At 69.4% G+C, this 16,743-nt stretch carries 17 protein-coding genes; 6 read left to right on the top strand and 11 right to left on the bottom strand.

Translation table 11 applies throughout. The annotated features are described in order from the left end of the window. Positions 1-53 precede the first annotated feature (53 nt). From VGL30_RS01280 to VGL30_RS01260, 5 genes are all read left to right on the top strand, one after another. Complete coding sequence (locus VGL30_RS01280) at positions 54-1,109, top strand: GGDEF domain-containing protein (RefSeq protein WP_331535958.1); 1,056 nt, start codon at positions 54-56, stop codon at positions 1,107-1,109. Between the two features lie 87 nt (positions 1,110-1,196). Further along, on the top strand, positions 1,197-1,982 hold the full coding sequence (locus VGL30_RS01275; RefSeq protein ID WP_331535956.1) for an enoyl-CoA hydratase/isomerase: 786 nt from the start codon (positions 1,197-1,199) through the stop codon (positions 1,980-1,982). A 2-nt stretch (positions 1,983-1,984) separates the two neighbouring features. Next, a complete protein-coding gene (locus VGL30_RS01270) occupies positions 1,985-2,734 on the top strand; it encodes a lysophospholipid acyltransferase family protein (RefSeq protein ID WP_331535954.1) in 750 nt (249 codons plus the stop codon). Between the two features lie 99 nt (positions 2,735-2,833). After that, positions 2,834-3,187: a DUF1428 domain-containing protein gene (locus tag VGL30_RS01265; RefSeq protein ID WP_331535952.1), complete on the top strand. Its 354-nt coding sequence runs from the start codon at positions 2,834-2,836 to the stop codon at positions 3,185-3,187. 341 nt (positions 3,188-3,528) lie between these two features. Continuing rightward, the gene (locus tag VGL30_RS01260) at positions 3,529-4,317 is read left to right on the top strand and encodes an SDR family NAD(P)-dependent oxidoreductase (RefSeq protein ID WP_331535950.1); all 789 of its coding nucleotides are present in this window, start codon (positions 3,529-3,531) and stop codon (positions 4,315-4,317) included. Between the two features lie 25 nt (positions 4,318-4,342). On the opposite strand, the gene VGL30_RS01255 is transcribed toward VGL30_RS01260, so the two are convergent. From VGL30_RS01255 to VGL30_RS01215, 9 genes are read right to left on the bottom strand one after another with little or no spacing between them, the layout of a single operon-like run. Beyond that, on the bottom strand, positions 4,343-4,735 hold the full coding sequence (locus VGL30_RS01255) for an iron-sulfur cluster assembly accessory protein (protein ID WP_331535948.1): 393 nt from the start codon (positions 4,733-4,735) through the stop codon (positions 4,343-4,345). 14 nt (positions 4,736-4,749) lie between these two features. Beyond that, positions 4,750-5,109, bottom strand: a complete 360-nt coding sequence (locus VGL30_RS01250; RefSeq protein ID WP_331535984.1) for an SUF system Fe-S cluster assembly protein — start codon at positions 5,107-5,109, stop codon at positions 4,750-4,752. Between the two features lie 28 nt (positions 5,110-5,137). Then, the gene (locus tag VGL30_RS01245) at positions 5,138-6,352 is read right to left on the bottom strand and encodes a cysteine desulfurase (RefSeq protein ID WP_331535946.1); all 1,215 of its coding nucleotides are present in this window, start codon (positions 6,350-6,352) and stop codon (positions 5,138-5,140) included. A 2-nt stretch (positions 6,353-6,354) separates the two neighbouring features. Then, on the bottom strand, positions 6,355-7,401 hold the full coding sequence (gene sufD, locus VGL30_RS01240) for a Fe-S cluster assembly protein SufD (RefSeq protein WP_331535944.1): 1,047 nt from the start codon (positions 7,399-7,401) through the stop codon (positions 6,355-6,357). Then, positions 7,398-8,144 carry a Fe-S cluster assembly ATPase SufC gene (gene sufC, locus VGL30_RS01235; RefSeq protein WP_331535942.1) on the bottom strand — a complete coding sequence of 249 codons (747 nt, stop codon included), beginning with the start codon at positions 8,142-8,144 and terminating at the stop codon, positions 7,398-7,400. Before sufC ends, sufD begins: the two co-directional genes overlap by 4 nt. Before the next feature lie 22 nt (positions 8,145-8,166). Continuing rightward, positions 8,167-8,652, bottom strand: a complete 486-nt coding sequence (locus tag VGL30_RS01230; RefSeq protein WP_331535940.1) for an endonuclease domain-containing protein — start codon at positions 8,650-8,652, stop codon at positions 8,167-8,169. Beyond that, entirely contained in the window at positions 8,649-10,118 is a 1,470-nt protein-coding gene (gene sufB, locus VGL30_RS01225; RefSeq protein ID WP_331535938.1) for a Fe-S cluster assembly protein SufB, read from the bottom strand. The genes VGL30_RS01230 and sufB overlap by 4 nt, the downstream gene beginning before the upstream one ends. Positions 10,119-10,130: 12 nt before the next feature. Continuing rightward, positions 10,131-11,273: a cysteine desulfurase family protein gene (locus VGL30_RS01220; protein WP_331535936.1), complete on the bottom strand. Its 1,143-nt coding sequence runs from the start codon at positions 11,271-11,273 to the stop codon at positions 10,131-10,133. Next, positions 11,270-11,704 carry an Rrf2 family transcriptional regulator gene (locus VGL30_RS01215; protein WP_331535934.1) on the bottom strand — a complete coding sequence of 145 codons (435 nt, stop codon included), beginning with the start codon at positions 11,702-11,704 and terminating at the stop codon, positions 11,270-11,272. The genes VGL30_RS01220 and VGL30_RS01215 overlap by 4 nt, the downstream gene beginning before the upstream one ends. A 158-nt stretch (positions 11,705-11,862) precedes the next feature. On the opposite strand from VGL30_RS01215, the gene VGL30_RS01210 reads away from it, so the two are divergent. Then, positions 11,863-12,501 (top strand): alpha/beta hydrolase, encoded by a 639-nt coding sequence (locus tag VGL30_RS01210; RefSeq protein ID WP_331535932.1) that lies wholly within the window; start codon positions 11,863-11,865, stop codon positions 12,499-12,501. Positions 12,502-12,533: 32 nt separating this feature from the next. Here the strand turns inward: VGL30_RS01210 and mfd are convergent, their stop codons facing one another. Next, positions 12,534-16,043, bottom strand: a complete 3,510-nt coding sequence (mfd, locus tag VGL30_RS01205; RefSeq protein ID WP_414694943.1) for a transcription-repair coupling factor — start codon at positions 16,041-16,043, stop codon at positions 12,534-12,536. Beyond that, the gene (locus VGL30_RS01200) at positions 16,040-16,330 is read right to left on the bottom strand and encodes a succinate dehydrogenase assembly factor 2 (protein WP_331535930.1); all 291 of its coding nucleotides are present in this window, start codon (positions 16,328-16,330) and stop codon (positions 16,040-16,042) included. The genes mfd and VGL30_RS01200 overlap by 4 nt, the downstream gene beginning before the upstream one ends. Positions 16,331-16,743 lie beyond the last annotated feature (413 nt).

The raw sequence follows: 16,743 nt of genomic DNA, 5'->3' as shown, positions 1-16,743 counted from the left end.
GCATGCGTGCGCCTGAGTCTTGGGGGCCTGGCGCGCGCAAGGAAGAATCGATCATGCCTGCCGACGTCGAAACTATGCTCCGCGGCCCTAGCGCCTATGCCGTGGCGCGGCAGGCCATGGACGCGATGGAGCGGTACGCGGTCTGGCCGACGGCGCTGAACTTCGAGCTCTGGACCCACTTCGTCGCCGCACCGGAAAGCGCCCTGGGGCGTGAGATCGCACGGCTGATCCAGGCAGGCGAACCGTTCACCGACAACCTGAGCGACGAGCTGGCGGCGACCTACCTGCCCAAGGCGCGGCTGAACGACCAGATCCGCGACGCCGGGGACGCGCTGTCGAAGGAACTGGCCTCGGTCTCCCAGGCAATCCATTCGGCCCAGAAGTCCAGCGAGGCCTATGGCGAGACCCTGAACCACGCCTCCCGGTCGCTGACCGACGCCCAGGACCCGACGGCGCTGAAGGCGACGGTGGAGACCTTGAGCTCGGCCACCCGGCGGATGGCGCGGGAGAACAAGGCGCTGGAGGGCCGGCTGGCGGACTCCACCGAGGAGGTGAGCCGCCTGCGCGAGCACCTGGAGCAGGTGCGCCGCGACGCCACCACCGACGGCCTGACCAACCTGGCCAACCGCAAGGCGTTCGACGACGAGCTGGAGCGGGCCTGCTCCGAGGCGGACATCAACGGCGAGGCCCTGGCGCTGGCGGTGATCGACATCGACCACTTCAAGAAGTTCAACGACACCTGGGGCCACCAGACCGGCGACCAGGTGCTGCGCTTCGTGGCCAGCGTGATCGGCCGCATGGGGGCGCCGCCGCGCTTCACCGCCCGCTACGGCGGCGAAGAGTTCGCCCTGATCTTCCCCTGCGAGAGCGGAACGGCGGCTTTCGCCATCCTGGAGGACATCCGCAAGGAGGTGTCGTCGCGGATGCTGAAGCGGCGCTCCACCAACGACGACCTGGGGGCGATCACCGTCTCGGCAGGTCTGGCCGAGCGGCGGCCGGGCGAAGGCGCACACGCCCTGCTGGAGCGGGCCGACGAGGCGCTCTACGCCTCCAAGCGCGCCGGGCGCAACCGCACGACCCACGCGACGCGGACGTCCGAGGCGGCGTAACCGCCGCGGCTGTTCCGGCCGGGCGTTTCCTCCTAGGCTGAGGCGGGGCGCTCTCCGCAGAGTCGCCTCCGGAGGCAGGGAGGCCGCGTGGAGCTGAAAAAGGTCAAGACATTGCTCGAGGACGGGGTGGCGGTGATCACCCTGGCCGACCCGGGCACGCTGAACGCGGCGGGCGTCGACATGGTGGCGGAGCTGAGCGCGGCGATGGAGCGCTTCGCCGCGCCGGACTCCGGCGCGCGCTGCGTGGTGCTGACCGGCGAAGGCCGCGGGTTCTGTTCCGGCGCCAACCTCGCCGGACGCGCGGACGACCCGACGCTGGAGGACCCCGGCCTGGTGCTCGAGGCGGTCTACAACCCCTTCGTCAGCCTGATGCGGGGTTTTCCGATCCCCACGGTGGCGGCGGTGAACGGGCCGGCGGCGGGCATCGGCTGCTCCATCGCGCTGTGCTGCGACCTGATCGTGGCGGCGGAGAGCGCCTATTTCCTGCAGGCGTTCCGGCGGATCGGCCTCGTGCCGGACGGGGGCGCCACCTACCTGCTGCCGCGTTTCGTGGGCAAGGCGCGGGCGATGGAGCTCGCCCTGCTGGGCGAGCGGCTGCCGGCGCGGGCGGCGCTGGAGTGGGGGCTGATCAACCGCTGCACGCCCGACGCCGAGTTGATGGCCACGGCGCACGGCCTCGCCCGCGCGCTCGCCGACGGGCCGAAGGGACTGGCCCATATCCGCAAGCTGGTGTGGGACGGGCTGGACGCGGCCTGGGCCGAGCAGCTGCACGCCGAACGGACGGCGCAGCGGCAGGCGGGCCTGACCGAGGACTTCCGCGAGGGCGTGACCGCATTCATCGAGAAGCGTCCGGCCAAGTTCAAGGGACGCTAGGCTTGCGCAGCGCAGCCTTCGCGGCCGCCTACTGGACGCTGTCCGTCTTCTACGCGCTGCTGGCGGCGGCGCTGGCCGCCCTGCCCGGCCGCGCGCCGATGGCCTGGGCGATCCGGCTCTACACGCGGCGCATGCTGTGGGCGATGCGCTGGATCGCCGGCATCAAGGTGGAGCTGAAGGGGCTGGAGCGGCTGCCCGCGGGCGCGTTCATCGTCGCGGCCAAGCACCACTCCTGGGGCGACGGCTTCGTGATGTTCGCCAATATCGACAACCTCGCCTTCGTCACTGGCGACCACCTGGAGAAGATTCCGCTGCTGCGCGGCCTGCTGCGCAAGCTGGGGGCGATCGTGGTGGACAGCTGCGGCGGGCCGGAGGCGCGCCGGGCGCTGTCGCAGAGTGCGGCGGCGGCCGCCGCCGAGGGCCGGCGGATCCTGATCTATCCGGAGGGCCATCTGGCCCGGCCCGGCGAGCGGTACCGCTACCGCAGCGGGGTGTTCTACATGCAGCGGGACTTCGGCCTGCCGGTGACGCCGGTGGCGACCAACCTGGGGCTGTTCTGGCGCCAGCAGGACTTCAGGAAGACGCCCGGGACGGCGACGGTGGAGTTCCTGGAGCCGATCCCGCCCGGGCTGAGCCGCGGCGAGTTCCTGAGCCGGCTGGAGGCCGCGGTGGAGGGCCGCACGCAGGAGCTGATCGCCCAGGCCACCGGGCGGCCGGTGGAGCCCTCGGTGCTGGTCGCCGCGCCGGGCTAAGGCGGGCGTCGAGCGCCGCCGACTCAAAAAATTCACCGGCCCTGGTCGGATCGAACCGGGCGGGGCGCGTCTTTCAGACGTCAACCACAGGAGACGACCATGCCCTATGTCGACGGTTTCGTGCTCGCCGTGCCCAAGGAGAAGATCGAGGCCTACCGGGTCTTCGCCCGCAAGGCCGGCGAGGTGTGGATGGAGTACGGCGCCCTGACCTACGTGGAGTGCGCCGGCGACGACACGCCCTATGGCGAGCTCACCTCCTTTCCCCGCGCCGTGCAGGCGAAGGACAACGAGATGGTGGTGTTCTCGTGGATCACCTACGAGTCGCGGGAGAAGCGCGACGAGATCAACGCCAAGGTGATGGCCGACCCGCGCCTGAAGCCCGAAGGCCTGGACATGCCGTTCGACGGCAAGCGGATGATCTACGGCGGGTTCAGGACCATCGTGGAGATGTAGGGGGATCGCCTCCCCGACCGGTCATTCCGGCGAAGGCCCATAGGCGGTAATTTAAGAGCGACGGCGAACCTTTCCTCCCCTGTCCCGAAGAGGACGGGGGGAGGAGGACCACTCGCCCCCCGTATCCGGCCTGTGGCCGGTCCGAAGGTAAATTCCGAGCGGGTGGTGGAGGGGGCGCGTGTTCTGCAGTGCGCCCGCTCGCCCACCGTCACGTCCTCTTCGGGACGTGGGAGGAAAAGCCCTGCGGCGAAACTTACCGCCTATGGGCCTTCGCCGGAATGGGCGGATCAGGGTAGGCTCCGGGGTCAACGGCGCGAAGGCGCAGACCGCGGGAGAGACGCATGTTCAGGCTGGACGGGCGGGTGGGGCTGGTCACCGGGGCGGGGCTAGGGGCCGGGGCTGGCCGGGCCGGCGGGGCGCGGATCGGATTCGGGATCGCCAGCGCGATGGCGGCGCAGGGCGCGGCGGTGGTGATCAACGACCTGGACCCCGTGCGGGTGGAGGCGGCGGTGGCGGAGATCCGCGCCGCCGGCGGCAAGGCCGCGGGCGTCGCTTTCGACGTGACCGACGAGGCGGCGGTGGCGGCGGGGTTCGCCCAGGCGGCGCAGGCGCTGGGGCCGGTGAACATCCTGGTCAACAACGCCGGCCTGCACGGCGCCTCGCCCATGTCGATGCGGCCGTTCCTCGACTACGCTCCCGGCGAGTGGCGGGCGCCGGTGGACGCCAACCTCTACGGCGCGCTCAACTGCGCGCGGGCGGCCCTGCCGGCGATGATCGCCGGGGGCTGGGGACGGGTGATCTACATCTCGTCGGACGCCGGAAGGATGGGGCCGAGCCGCGGCCTGACCGTGTCGCTCTACGCCGCGGCCAAGGCCGGCGCGGCGCACTTCATGCGCCACCTGTCGCGCGAGGTGGGCCAGCAGGGAATCACCTGCAACGTGATCTCCACCGGGCTGATGGGCGGCTCGGCGCCGACGGAGTTCGAAGAGGCGCAAATCCGGGCCATCCCCTCGACCCGGCTGGGGCGGCGCGACGATATCGCCGCGGCGGCGGTGTTCTTCGCGTCCGACGAGGCGGAGTGGATCAACGGGCAGACGCTGCCGGTGAACGGCGGGTCGGCGACCTCGTAGAGAGCTTCTCCCGCAAGGGGAGGAATCAGGCGCCTGCCTCGGCCGGGATGATGGTGACGCTTTCGCCGCAGCCGCAGGCGTCGGTTTCGTTGGGGTTGTGGAAGACGAACTTCGACGCGAGCCGGCTGGTCTCGTAGTCGATCTGCGAGCCGATCAGAAACAGCACGGCCTTGGGCTCCACCAGGATGGTGACGCCCTTGTCCTCGACCACCTCGTCCAGAGGATTGGCCGCCTCGGCGTATTCCAGGACGTATTCCTGACCGGCGCAGCCGCCGTTCTTCACGCCGACACGCAGGCCGACGTAGGGGCGCTCGCTTTTGTCCATGATCTCGCGCACGCGCAGGGCGGCGGCGTCGGTCAGGCTGACGATCTTCGGGCGGGGGCGGCGGGCGCGGGGGGCGGTGGCGAGGTCGGTCATATGATCAATATGGGTCAGAACATGTTCAATTGCAGCTTCGCCTCGTCGGACATCATCGACGGGTCCCACGGCGGATCGAAAACCAGCTCCACCTTGCAGGCGCGGACGCCGGGCACCTTCATGACCGCGTCATGCACCCACTCGGGCATCTCGCCCGCCACCGGGCAACCGGGGGCGGTCAGGGTCATGTCGATGGCCACGTCCTTATCGTCGGAGACGTCGACCTTGTAGATCAGGCCGAGCTCGTAGATGTCGACCGGGATCTCGGGGTCGAACACGGTCTTGAGCTGCGCGACCAGCTGGTCGGTCATGGCGTCGAGCTCCGCCTGGGAAAGCGGCGAGGACTGAGGTTCAAGGGCTGCAGCGTCGTTCATGGTCATGGTCATGCGAACAGATCTGGGGTCATGCGAAAAAAGCCTGGGTCCGGGTCAGGGCGTCCACGAAGGAATCCGCTTCGTCCAGGGTGTTATATAGGGCGAAGGAGGCGCGTGCGCTGGAGGTGACGCCGAAACGCCGCATCAGCGGTTCGGCGCAATGGGTCCCGGCGCGGACGGCTACGCCATAGCGGTCGAGGATCTGGGCCACGTCGTGGGCATGGGCCCCCTCGACGGTGAAGGCGAAGATCGCCCCCTTGCCCGGAGCCTCGCCCAGCACGCGGAGCCAGTTGGCGCCGGCGAGCCCTTCGGAGACTCGGGCGTAGAGGCGGGCTTCGTGGGCGACGATGGCCGGGCGGTCGAGGGCGGTCAGCCAATCGATGGCCGCGCCCAGGCCGATCACCTCGACGATGGGCGGGGTGCCGGCCTCGAAGCGGTGCGGCGGGTCGGCGTAGGTGATGTTCTCCTGGGTGACGACGCCGATCATCTCGCCGCCGCCCTGATAGGGCCGAAGCGCCGCCAGGCGCTCGGCCTTGCCGTAGAGCACGCCGACGCCGGTGGGGCCGTAGAGCTTGTGGCCGGAGAAGACGTAGAAGTCGGTGTCCAGCGCCTTCACGTCCACCTGCTCGTGGACGATCGCCTGGCAGCCGTCGATCAGGGTGAGCGCGCCGGCGGCGTGGGCCAGGGCCACGAACTCCGCGGCGGGGTTCACCGTGCCCAGCACGTTGGACATGTGGCTGAAGGCCACCACCTTGGTCCGCTCGTTCAGGAGATTGCGGAAGGCCTCAAGGTCCAGGCGGCCGTCGTCGGTGATGGGGGCGAACCTCAGCACCACGCCCTGGCGTTCGCGCAGGAAGTGCCAGGGGACGATGTTGGCGTGGTGCTCCATCTCGGTGAGCAGGATCTCGTCGCCGGCCTTCAGGTCCGCGCCCAGGCCGGAGGCGACGAGGTTGATCGCCTCGGTGCCGCCCTTGGTCCAGACTACTTCGTTGGTTTCCGCCCCGATCAGGGCGGCGGCCTTGCCGCGGGCGGCCTCGTAGGCCTCGGTGGTCTCGTTGGCCAGGGTGTGCAGGCCGCGGTGGACGTTGGCGTAGGAGTGCTCCATGGCGCGGACCATGGCGTCGATCACCGTCCTGGGCTTCTGGGCCGAGGCGGCGGAGTCGAGATAGACCAGCGGCTTGCCGTGCACGCGGCGTGACAGGATGGGGAATTCCCGGCGGACGGCTTCGGCGTCGAAAGGCATGGTCACAGCTCCAGCCCCAGCCGCGCGGCGACCCAGGCGCGGGCGACCTCGCGGGCGGGCTCGTGGCCGATGCGCTCGACCACCTCGCCCACGAAGGCGCCGGTGAGCAACGCGCGGGCCTCGGGCTCCGCAATTCCCCGTTGGCGGGCGTAGAACAGCGCGTCCTCATCGAGCGCCCCCACCGTATTGCCGTGGGCGCAGGCGACGTCGTCGGCGTAGATCTCCAGCTCCGGCTTGGCGTCGACCTCGGCGCGGTCGGAAAGGACCAGCGCGTGGTGGCCCATGCGCGCGTCGGTGCGGTCGGCGCCCTCCGCCACCACGATACGGCCCTGGAAGACGGCGCGGGCCTGGTCTGCGACCACGCCCTTGGTCAGCTGGGCGGTGGCGCCGTCGGGGCCGGCGTGGTCGACGACGGTGGTCAGGTCGGCGTGGCGCCGGCCCTTCAGCAGATAGACGCCGTCGAGGCGGACCTCGGCGGCGCCGCCCGGATGGTCGAGGCGGGTCTCCAGCCGCTGGCGCCTGGCGCCGTCGGTGAGCAGGGTCTGGGCGAACCGGGAATTCGGGGCCATGACGACGGAGGCGCAGGCGACGTTGACCGCCCCCTCCCCGTCGCCGGCGACCACGATGCGCTCGACCCGGGCGCCGTCGGCGAGGCGCAGGTCCAGGGTGGCGGCGGCGACGTAGCCGTGGGCCAGGCCCTCATGGCTCTCCAGCAGGATCAGCTCGCCGCCGCTGTGGACATTGATCGTCAGGCGGCCCTCGTGGCGGCACTCCGAGCAGGTGGCGACGAAGCGCAGGCGCACGACGCAGCGCTTGCCCGCGGCCACCGTCAGGCTGGCGGCGCCGTCGCGGACCCGGCCGTTGACGACGGCGATCTCGCTGTCGCCCAGCACGCCGAACGGGCCGGGCGGCAGCGGGGCGGTTTCCTCGTCCGAGGGGCCCGGCAGGGTGCGGATCAGGCCGCGCAGGTCCGTCCAGCGCCAGTCCTCGTCCCGCTTGCCGGGAAGCAGGGTGACGTCGCCGGTGCGGATGGCGGCGGCCAGCGTCATGCGGCCCTCGCGTACTTGTCGTAGCCTTCGCGCTCCAGCTCCAGCGCCAGCTCCGGCCCGCCGGAGGCGGCGATGCGGCCGTCGGCCATCACATGCACCCGGTCCGGGCGGATGTGGTCGAGCAGGCGCTGGTAATGGGTGATCACCAGCATGGCGCGGTCGGGGGAGCGCAGGGCGTTGACCCCCTCGGAGACGATCTTCAGCGCGTCGATGTCGAGGCCGGAGTCGGTCTCGTCGAGGATCAGCAGGCGCGGCTTGAGCATCGCCATCTGCAGGATCTCCATCCGCTTCTTCTCGCCGCCGGAGAAGCCGACGTTCAAGGCGCGCTTGAGCATGTCGAAGTCGATCTTCAGGGCGGCGGCGTTCTCCCGGGCGAGCTTCAGGAACTCCGGCGCGGTCGCCTCCGGCTCGCCGCGGGCGCGGCGCTGGGCGTTCAACGCGGTGCGGATGAAGGTCAGGGCCGGCACGCCCGGGATCTCCAGCGGGTACTGGAAGGACAGGAACACGCCGCGGGCGGCGCGCTGGTCGGGGGCCAGGGCCAGCAGGTCCTCGCCGTCGAGGGTCGCCGAGCCGGCGGTCACCTCATAGCCGCCGCGGCCGGTGAGCACGTAGGACAGCGTCGACTTGCCCGCCCCGTTGGGGCCCATGACGGCGTGCACCTCGCCCGCGGGGACGACGAGGTCGAGGCCTTTCAGGATCTCCTTGCCGCCGACGTCGGCGTGGAGGTTCTGGATACGCAGCATCAGCGAATGTCTTTCAAAACGATCATCGAACAATCCACGGCGCCTCTCCCTTCCCCCTGGAGGGGGGAAGGGTGGGGGATGGGGGTGGGGCGGCTTCCGCGACAATGCGCTCGACGACTTCGCTCAAAGCGTCACGGACCTTTTTCTCGGGGAAGCGGACGACGCGATAGCCCTGGGCTTCCGGCCACGCGGTACGTTCGAGGTCCCGGCCAGCGACCTGGGGATCATCGTGGCGTGGTCCGTCGATCTCCACGATCAGGCGGCTTGCAGGGCGCGCGAAGTCGGCGACGTAGCGGCCGATCGGTGCTTGCCGGCGGAAGCTGAGCTTCAGCTTGCGCAATTCCGCCCAGAGCATTCGCTCGGCCACCGTCATTTCGCGGCGGAGGCGGCGCGCACGGGCGACGCCGCCGGAAGCTGGTCCGTGGGGGACTCTTTCGGGAACGGCGCCACCGCCATCCCCGACCCTTCCCCCTTCCAGGGGGAAGGGAGAATTGCGTGAACTCCTCATCCCACCGCCCCCTCGAGCGAGATCGCCACCAGCTTCTGGGCCTCGACGGCGAACTCCATGGGGAGCTGCTGGAGGACGTCCTTGACGAAGCCGTTGACCAGCAGCTGCACCGCCTCCTCCTGGGAGAGGCCGCGCTGCATGACGTAGAACAGCTGGTCCTCGGAAAGCCGGGTGGTGGTGGCCTCGTGCTCGAAGACCGCCTGGCCGTTGCGGGCCTCGATGTAGGGCACGGTGTGCGCGGCGCAGTGCTTGCCGATGAGCAGGCTGTCGCACTGGGTGAAGTTGCGCGCGCCCTTCGCCCTGGGGTGGGCCGAGACCAGGCCGCGGTAGGTGTTGGAGGCGCGGCCGGCGGAAATGCCCTTGGAGATGATCCGCGAGCGGGTGTTGGCGCCCAGGTGGATCATCTTGGTGCCGGTGTCGGCCTGCTGGCGGCCGTTGGTGATGGCGATCGAGTAGAACTCGCCCGAGCTGCCCTCGCCGCGCAGGATGCAGGACGGGTACTTCCAGGTGATGGCCGAGCCGGTCTCGACCTGGGTCCAGGAGACCTTGGACCGGGCGCCGCGGCAATCGGCGCGCTTGGTGACGAAGTTGTAGATGCCGCCCTTGCCGGTCTCCGGATCGCCCGGATACCAGTTCTGGACGGTGGAATATTTGATCTCCGCATCGTCCAGGGCGACCAGCTCGACCACGGCGGCGTGCAGCTGGTTCTCGTCGCGCATGGGGGCGGTGCAGCCCTCCAGGTAGGAGACGTACGAGCCCTTGTCGGCGATGATCAGGGTGCGCTCGAACTGGCCGGAGTTCTCCGCATTGATGCGGAAGTAGGTGGAGAGCTCCATCGGGCAGCGGACGCCCGGGGGCACGTAGACGAAGCTGCCGTCGGAGAACACCGCCGAATTGAGGCAGGCGAAGTAGTTGTCGCTGACCGGCACCACGGTGGAGAGGTACTGGCGCACCAGGTCGCCGTGGTCGCGGATCGCCTCGCTCATCGAGCAGAAGATCACCCCGGCCTCGGCCAGCTCCTTCTTGAAGGTGGTGACGACGGAGACGCTGTCGAACACCGCGTCGACGGCGTAGCGCGGGGCGCCCTCGACGCCAGCCAGGACTTCCTGTTCCTTCAGCGGGATGCCGAGCTTGGCGTAGGTGGCCAGCAGCTCCGGGTCGACCTCGTCGAGGCTCTTGAGCCCCTCCCCGGTCTTCGGCGCGGCGTAGTAGTAGCTGTCCTGGTAGTCGATGCGCGGGAAGTGGACCTTGGCCCAGGCGGGCTCCTCCAGCTTCAGCCAGCGCTCGTAGGCCTCCAGGCGCCAGTCGAGCATCCACGGCGGCTCGCCCTTCTTGGCGGAGATGAAGCGGACGGTGTCGGCGGAAAGCCCCTTGGGCGCGAACTCCTGGTCGATGTCGGTGACGAAGCCGTGCTTGTACGACTCCAGCGCCTCGACGTGTTCGACAGTCTGTTTGACGGCGGCCATGCGGACCTCCCTTTAGGCCGCCGTCGCGCGGCGGCGCGCGGCGTGACGGTCGTTAGCCTCGATCCAGGCCTGGGTGAAGCGCGCCCAGTCGTCTTCCGTCGTCGCCCAGCTTCCCGAAGCGCGGACGGCGCAGGCGGAAAGCTCGCCCAGGCCCATGGCGGCCAGCACGGCGCTGGCGCTCACCTTGCCGGATGAGCACGCGGCGCCGGCGCTGACCATGACGCCCGCCAGGTCCAGCGCAATGACTTGCAACTCGGAGGTGCGGCCGGGGGCGGCGACGCAGAGGGTGTTGGGCAGGCGCGGCGCGTTCGCCCCGGCGACCACCGCGCCGGCGGCGGCCAGGCGCGCCTGCGCCGCGTCGCGCCAGGCGGCCTGGGCGGCGGCGTGGGCAAGGTCGCGCAGGGCGGCGCGGGCGGCGGCGGCGAAGCCTGCGATCCCCGGGACGTTTTCCGTGCCCGCGCGGTAGCCGCGCTCCTGCCCGCCGCCGTGCAGCTGGCGGGAAAGGGTGACGTCGGCGGCGGCGGCCAGCGCGCCTGCGCCCTGCGGGCCGCCGAGCTTGTGGGCGGAGAGCGAGAGGCTGTGGGCGCCCAGGCCCGCGAAATCCACCGGGATCTTGCCGGCCGCCTGGACGGCGTCGACATGCAGCCAGCCGCCGGCCGCGCGGACCAGGGCGGCGGCCCCGGCCACCGGCTGGATCACGCCGGTCTCGTTGTTGGCGAGCATCAGGGCGGCGAACGGCCGGCCGTCGGCCAGGTCCCAGCGGGCCAGGCGCTCGGCGAGCCAGGCCAGGTCGGCGACCCCCTCGGCGTCGACCGGGACCAGCTCGACGGCGGCGGCCGAGGCGCGGGCGGCCTCCAGCACGGTGGCGTGCTCGACGGCGCTGACCAGCAGCCGGCCGGCGCCGGCGGCCACGGCGCTGGCGACGGCCAGCGCATTGGCCTCGGCCCCGCCGCTGGTGAAGACCACGGCGGAGGGGCGCGCGCCCGCCAGGGCGGCCACGTCGGCGCGGGCGGCCTCGACGCGGGCGCGGGCGGCGCGGCCGGCGGCGTGCACCGAGGAGGCGTTGCCGCCGGCGGCCAGGGCCGCGGCGACCGCTTGCGCCGCTTCCGGCCGCACCGGGGCGGTGGCGTTCCCATCGAGGTAGACGCCGGTCATGCCGCCTTCCGATCCGAGCCCAGGCGGCCGAGGACGACGTCGGCCAGCGAGACGCTCTCCAGGTAGTCGCGGATCTTGCGGCCCATTTCGTCCCACAGGTCGTGGGTGAGGCAGCGCTCGCCCTTCAGCATGCAGCCGGCGGACGCGTGGCGCTCGCAGCGCGTGGCGTGCAGCGGCTCGTCCACGGCCAGCACGATGTCGGCGATGCTGACGGTCGCGGCGTCGCGCGACAGGCGGTAGCCGCCGCCGGGGCCTCTGGCGCTCACCACCAGGCCGGAGCGGCGCAGGCGGGCGAACAGCTGTTCGAGGTAGGACAGCGAGATTTCCTGGCGCTCGGCGATGTCGGCGAGCGACACCGCGCGCTCGGCCTGGCGGCGGGCCAGGTCGGCCATCGCCATCACGGCGTAGCGGCCTTTGGTCGAGAGACGCATGGCAAGTCCGTCCGCGTGCTGGTTTTTCCGCGCATCCGGCGTCGCCTGTGCTAAAGCCGCGGCCCTGCGCGGGCGTCGAACAGGTTGCCGGATGCCGGCGATCTAGGAAGACCTAGCGCAGCAGTCAAGTATTCCAGCCACGGACACGGGAAGTTGGCATGCCAGAAGTGGTTCTGACCGGCGCAGCCGGGCGGATCGAAGGTCGCTATTCGCAGGGCAAGAGCGAGAACGCGCCGATCGCGCTGATCCTGCATCCCCACCCCAAGGCGGGCGGCCAGATGAACAATCCCGTGGCGGTGCAGCTCTACCACCTGTTCATGAAGCGCGGCTTCTCGGTGCTGCGGTTCAATTTCCGCGGCGTCGGGCGCAGCCAGGGCGAGTTCGACGCCGGCATCGGCGAGCTGGCGGACGCGGCGACGGCGCTGGACTGGCTGCAGACCACCAACCCGGCGGCCAGCCAGTGCTGGGTGGCCGGCTACGACTTCGGCGCCTGGGTGGGCATGCAGCTGCTGATGCGGCGGCCGGAGACGGACGGCTTCATCTCGGTCTCGCCGCCCACCAACATGTACGACTTCTCCTTCCTGGCCCCCTGCCCGGCCTCAGGCCTGATGCTGCACGGCGGGGCCGACGCGGTGGTGCCGCCGGTGGAGGTGGAGCGGGTGGTCTCGAAGCTGCGCACCCAGAAGGGCATCGTCATCGACTACGAGGTGATCGAGGGCGCCAGCCACTTCTGGATCGAGAACCTGCCGGACGTCGAGCGGCGGGTGGGGGCGTACCTGGACAAGCGGCTGGCCTGATCCCTTCCTTTTCCCGCAAGGGGAGAAGGACCTCAGGCCGCCAGCCTGGCCAGTTCCGCGAGGACCTTTTCGGCGGCGCCCAGCCGCTGCTCCGGCGTTTCCCATTCGCCCTTCACCACCACCTTGTTGTCGGGGCGGACGCGCCAGAGGATCTGGTTCTTCTGGACGAAGGCGATCAGGGCGGCGGGGTTCTTGAAGCTGTCGTTGCGGAACGAGACGACGGCGCCCTTGGGGCCCACGTCGATCTTGGCGACGTTGGCTTCGCGGCACAGGCCCTTGATGGCCACGACCTTGAGCAGCTGGCCGGCCTCGGGCGGCATGGGGCCGAAGCGGTCGATGAGCTCGGCGGCCAGCGCCTCGCGATCGGCGGACTGCTCGGCGTCCGCGAGGCGACGGTAGAGGGAAAGGCGCACGTTGAGGTCGGGGACGTAGTTCTCGGGGATGAGGACTGCGGCGCCGGTGTTGATCTGCGGCGACCAGCCCCGGTCCAGGGCCTGGCCCTCGGCGCCGGCCTGCAGCTTCAGCTCATTGACCGCGTCCTCGAGCATCTGCTGGTAGAGTTCGACGCCGATCTCGCGGATGTGGCCGGACTGCTCGTCGCCCAGGAGGTTGCCGCCGCCGCGGATGTCGAGGTCGTGGCTGGCCAACTGGAAGCCGGCGCCCAGGCTGTCGAGCGACTGCAGCACCTTCAGGCGCCGTTCGGCCGACAGGGTGATCTGCTTCTCGGCCGGAATGGTCATGTAGGCGTAGGCGCGGATCTTGGCCCGGCCGACGCGGCCGCGGAGCTGGTAGAGCTGCGACAGGCCGAACATGTCGGCCCGGTGGATGACCAGGGTGTTGGCGGTCGGGATGTCGAGGCCGGACTCCACGATGGTGGTGGAGAGCAGCACATCGTACTCGCCGTCGTAGAAGGCCCCCATAACGTTCTCCAGCTCGGTGGGCGCCATCTGGCCGTGGCCGACCACGAACTTCACCTCCGGCGCCTGCTCGCGCAGGAAGCGCTGCAGCTCCGGCAGGTCGGAGATGCGCGGGGCCACGTAATAGACCTGGCCGCCGCGGTACTTCTCGCGCAGCAGGGCCTCTCGGATCACCACCGGGTCCCACGGGGTGACGTAGGTGCGCACCGCCAGGCGGTCGACCGGGGGGGTGGCGATGATCGACATTTCCCGGATGCCGCTGAGCGACATCTGCAGGGTGCGCGGGATGGGCGTCGCGGTCAGCGTCAGCATGTGGACGTCGGCGCGCAGCTCCTTGAGCTTCTCCTTGGCCTTGACGCCGAAGTGCTGCTCCTCGTCGACGATCACCAGGCCCAGGTCGCGGAAGCCCATCTGCTTGGACAGGATGGCGTGGGTGCCGATGACGATCTCGATCTCGCCGTTCTTCAACCCCTCGCGGGTCTCGGCGGCCTCCTTGGCCGGGACCAGGCGCGAGAGGCGGCTGATGCGCACCGGCCAGCCCTGGAAGCGGTCGACGAAGGTCTTGTAGTGCTGGCGGGCGAGCAAGGTGGTGGGACAGACCACCGCCACCTGCTGGCCGCTCATGGCCGTCACGAAGGCGGCGCGCAGCGCCACCTCGGTCTTGCCGAAGCCCACGTCGCCGCAGATCAGCCGATCCATCGGGCGGCCGATCTCGAGGTCCTTCAGGGTCGACTGGATCGCGCCGAGCTGATCGTCGGTCTCGTCATAGGGGAAGCGCGCGCAGAACTCGTCATAGAGCCCGGCCTGAACCGGCAGCTTCGGCGCCTCGTGCAGCATGCGCTCGGCCGCGATCCTGATCAGCTCGCCCGCGATCTCGCGAATGCGTTTCTTCAGCCTGGCTTTACGCGTCTGCCAACCCGTGCCGCCGAGCCGGTCGAGCTCGACATTGGTCTGGTCCGAGCCGTAGCGCGACAGCAGCTCGATGTTCTCGACCGGCAGGAACAGTTTTGTGTCGGCGGCATAATGCAGCTCGAGGCAATCATGCGGCGCGCCGGACACTTCGAGGGTCTGCAGCCCGACGAAGCGGCCGATGCCGTGCTCGACATGGACGACGATGTCGCCGGTTGCGAGACTCGTCACCTCCGAGATGAAGTTGTCGAGCTTGCGGTTCGAATTGCGCGGCCGCACCAGGCGGTCGCCCAGGATGTCCTGTTCGGTGATGACGGCGACGTCGTCGGTCTCGAAGCCCGACTCCATGCCGAGCACGGCGAGCATCGCCTCGTTGCGCGGGGTGGCCTGCACCGTGCGCCACGCATTGACGTTGGTGAGGTTGACCAGCTTATGGTCGTTCAGCATGCTGCGCATGCGGTCGCGTGAACCCTCACTCCAGAGCGTGACCACGACCTTCTTGCGCTGCGATTGCAAGGCATGGATGTGCGCGACGACAGCTTCAAACACGTTGACATTGCTGTCATTGCGCTCAGGGGCAAAGTTGCGGCCGGCCCGCGCGCCAGCATCGAAAACATTGGCGTCTTCGGGCACGGCAAACGGCGTGAAGCGCGCGAGAGCGCCCTCGTCGAGCTGCTTCTTCCACTCGTCCTCGGTCAGATAGAGCCGGTCCGGCGGCAACGGCTTGTAAATCGCGCCGCCGCCGGGATGATCCATCGCCTCCCGCCTGGCATCATAGTAATCGGCGACCTGCTTGAAGCGCTCGCGCGCGGCGTCCTCGCCCTGCGGCTCGATCGCGATCGGCGCATCGCCGAGATAGTCGAACACCGTGTCCATCCGTTCCTGGAACAGCGGCAGCCAATGCTCCATGCCGGGATGGCGGCGGCCTTCGCTGACGGCCTCATAGAGCAGGTCGTCGCGTCCGGGCGCGCCGAAGGCCGCGACATAGCCCATCCGGAAACGGCGGATGGTCTCAGTGGTGAGCTGGAATTCCGAGATCGGCACCAGATCGAGCGCGCGCATGTCCATCAGCGTGCGCTGGGTTTCGGCGTCGAACACACGGATCGATTCGAGGCTGTCGCCGAAGAAGTCGAACCGCACCGGCTGATCGAGCCCGGCCGGAAACAGGTCGAGGATGCCGCCGCGCACGGCATATTCGCCGGGTTCGCGCACGGTCGAGGAGCGGGAGTAGCCGTTATGTTCCAGCCACGACACGATGGAGTCCATCGGCACGACATGGCCGGGGGCGACCGAGAGCGCCTGCGCCGCGATCGCTTCGCGCGGCGGCACCCGCTGCGTGACGGCATTGACCGTGGTCAACACGATCAGCGGCTTGTCGCTTCCTTGCAGGCGAGACAACCGTGCCAGCGTTGTCAGCCGCTGCGCCAGGATACCGCCATGCGGCGAGACCCGGTCGTAGGGCTGGCAATCCCAGGCCGAAAACTGCAGCACCGGCAAATCCGGCGCGAAGAATTCCAGCGCACGGGCGAGTTGCTGCATCCGCGCACCGTCGCGGCAGACCACAGCGAGACTCACCGGCGATGGTTTTGGTCGCGCCGCCAGCGCCCGCGCCAGATCCGAAACAATCAGGCCTTCGGCGCCCTCCGCGACATTGGCAAATGTCAGTGCGCGGCCAGGTGCCAGCAATTCGGCGGGCGATTTTGTCGGGGCCTTCATGCGTTATGATCCGCCGTTCGGAACGACTTGATGCGGTCGAACAGGGAGTGGGCGTATTCCGGCGCCGGAGGCATGGTGCCGGTCAGCGCAGCATAGAGATCGGGATCCGGCACCTCCAAGAGTTCCTCGAATTGCGTCAGTTCGTCTTCCGAGAGATCCGCAATCCTAGCGTCGGCAAACCGGCCGAGAATGAGGTCCATCTCGCGCGTGCCGCGGTGCCAGCAGCGAAACAACAGCCGCTTGCGGCGCTCGTCGAGGCCATCGCTCGACCGTGTCGATCCCGTCATTTGTCCTGTTTCCAATCCAACGCCAAAAGCCCGGACGTGCCGGGCGCGGCTGATATAGCGTCAGCGTCGGAGAATGTCAGTAGCTGTTGGCCGTACAAATTCACAATGCAGGGTTTCGTTAGGACGGATTGGTGGTCGATTTTTAATTAGAAGACATCTTCGTTTTGGCAACGCCGGTGCGCTCCCTCTCCCACCCAACGCGGGTTTACCCGAGTTGGGCTTTGCACCGATCCAAAAACCCCGTCATTGCGAGCGCCAGCGAAGCAATCCATGGCGCAGCCGGATGAAACAGTGGATTGCTTCGTCGCCTTTCTCCCCGCAATGACGTTGCCTCAGATATTTCCTCAACTCGTCGTCCCTGCGAACGCACTACGGCATGCACAGAACTCTGAGGCTCCATCCGGCTGCGACGG

Origin of the sequence: Phenylobacterium sp. (genome assembly GCF_036502675.1) — a bacterium.
In the GTDB taxonomy this organism is placed as follows: Bacteria; Pseudomonadota; Alphaproteobacteria; order Caulobacterales; family Caulobacteraceae; genus Phenylobacterium.
This window is presented reverse-complemented; position numbering and strand designations above follow the sequence as displayed.